Consider the following 228-nt stretch of genomic DNA (forward strand, 5'->3'; position numbering starts at 1 on the left):
TGCTGCTCGTCTTCGGCACCCTCGCCGACCGCTTCGGCCGCAGGCGCATGCTGCTGATCGGCGTCGCCCTGTTCGCCCTCTCGAGCGTCGCGGCCGCGCTCGCCCCGAGCGGCGAGTTCCTCATCGCGTCGCGCGTCATCCAGGGCCTCGGCGGCGCGATGATCCTCCCGGCGACCCTCTCGCTGCTCAACGCGACCTTCGTCGGCCGCGAGCGCGGCATCGCCTTCG

Annotated in this window: 1 protein-coding gene; it reads left to right on the forward strand. The window is 73.2% G+C overall.

The window, feature by feature from the left end; translation table 11 throughout:
* On the forward strand, positions 1-228 hold a 228-nt coding region (locus FJ658_RS15275; RefSeq protein ID WP_141146224.1), incomplete at both ends, for an MFS transporter.

This window comes from Schumannella sp. 10F1B-5-1 (assembly GCF_006517535.1).
Classification (GTDB): Bacteria; Actinomycetota; Actinomycetes; order Actinomycetales; family Microbacteriaceae; genus Schumannella.